We start from the raw sequence: 1,962 nt of genomic DNA, 5'->3' as shown, positions 1-1,962 counted from the left end.
GGTCGGATCGTGCTTCGAGGTGAGTAGCCCGGGGGAATCGCACCCCCGGGCCCTCTCAGAACCGTGCGTGAAAGTCTCCCGTCACACGGCTCCCACCGTCGAGCCAGTAGGTCTGGCGCCATGTCGCCAGTGAGCGAACATCGCGGGAAACGCCGAGGCAACCTCGGCGAGCTTCCGACGCGCTTTCCGCTTGGCGCGGCGCAGCCGTTTGTACTTCCGGACCATCCACTTCACGAGGAAGGGGTTGATCTGCTGTTCGAGGAAGTGCATCAACTCGGACTTGTAGAAGCGCCCGTAGTAGTTGATCCAACCCGACACGATAGGGTTGATAACCGTGGCCAGGCCCCGAAAGCCCAAATTGGTCCTGCGGCCCAGATTCCACTGCCGGATCGTTCGCGCCATCGACTTGCGTGCGGCCTTACCGACCAGCGGGACGAACCCACACATCAGCACCCCGTCACGCCTGCGCACCGGCGCACGACGAAAATCGAAACCCAGAAACGTGAAACTCGTGACCGGGTAGTCCTCGTCACGCCCATGCTGCTTGCAGTAGACGATGCGCGTCTTCTCCGGATGACAACGCAAACCGAACTGTCGCAACCGTTCCTCGACGACTTGGTGGATGAACTCCGCCTGCCGCCGACTCGAACAGTGTAGGATGACATCATCGCAGTACCGCTCGAACCGCACCGTTGGACATTTCCTGGCAAGCCAAGCGTCCAATGCATAGTGCAGGAAGAGATTCGACAACAACGGGGAGACGGCAGAACCTTGCGGAGTTCCCTTCACCGGGTGCACCTGACTGCCGTCCGGGTGCTGTATCGGGGCCAGTAACCACCGTTTGACATACAACACCACCCACGGAAGGTCGGTGTGCTTGTTCACCGCGGCGACGATCTCCGCATGCGGAACGTTGTCGAAGAAGCCCTGAATGTCGAGGTCGACCACCCAGGAGCTTCTCCAGCACCGCTTCTTGCACATCTCCACCGCATCCAACGCCGACTTTCCGGGACGATAGCCGTAGGAGTCGGGGTGGAACATCGGTTCCACCTGCGGCTCCAAGACCATCGTCACGGCCGTCTGCGCGATCCGGTCAGCGACACCGGGTACACCCAGCACCCGCGTTCCGCCCCCGGATTTCGGGATGGGCACGGCCTTGACCGGGGCCGGGAAATAGCTCCCCGACGACATCCTGTTCCAGAGCTTGTACAGGTTCCCTTTCAGGTCCTGGTCAAACTCTGCCAGCGACTGCCCGTCAACACCGGCCGCACCCTTGTTGTCTTTGACTTTCAGGTACGCCTTCCAGATCAGCCTCTTCGAAATTGCGAACGGCTTCCCTGCTGACTGTGTCTTGTCCACGCAACTCCTCCCATTGCTGGTTGATCACTGGACAACACCCGACGGCACGTCCCCTTCGCTCCACTCCCATTACAGGCGCTTCGTCACTACTACGGGCCGTTCCGCCCTCCTGCCACGCTCCCGGTACTCAGCGGCTCGTGGATTAGCCACTTGCCGTTCTCGCGGCGGATACTGGTCTCAACCGGCCAGTACCCAAGTCGTGGCGAGGAGTTCTCTTGTTCCGTTGCAGAGCCCAAGTCAAGCTCGCGCCATCTTCATGCCGGGCACCGCCAGAGCAGTAGACAGGTTTCTCTCTGACTTGTCCCGGGACAGCATTAAGGCCCCGGTTTTGATGCCACCTGGCGTAACGACACGTCGTCGATGGTTCACTTTCGTTCGCCTTCTTGACTCACACCTGCCGCCTCTTGCGACGGCTTTTCCACGACGCTCACTACCATGGCTCATTCACCACAGCAGCTCGTGGTGGTTTGACACCAGCTCCTGCACGCCGATGCCGAAGGACCTACCTTCATCTCCACAACAGCATGGTCACATCGTTCATCTGTCTTCTACATCAGACTCCCTCTGCTCCCTTCAAGACACACTAACGCCGCGGCCGAATCG

General features: G+C 60.2%; 1 protein-coding gene. It reads right to left on the bottom strand.

What is annotated here, in order from left to right; translation table 11 throughout:
• Positions 1–81: 81 nt before the first annotated feature.
• Positions 82–1,359, bottom strand: a complete 1,278-nt coding sequence (gene ltrA / locus AD72_RS20530; protein WP_031468156.1) for a group II intron reverse transcriptase/maturase — start codon at positions 1,357–1,359, stop codon at positions 82–84.
• Between the last annotated feature and the right edge of the window lie 603 nt (positions 1,360–1,962).

It is taken from the genome of Sciscionella sediminilitoris, assembly GCF_000737195.2.
Lineage (GTDB): Bacteria > Actinomycetota > Actinomycetes > Mycobacteriales > Pseudonocardiaceae > Sciscionella > Sciscionella sediminilitoris.
This window is presented reverse-complemented; position numbering and strand designations above follow the sequence as displayed.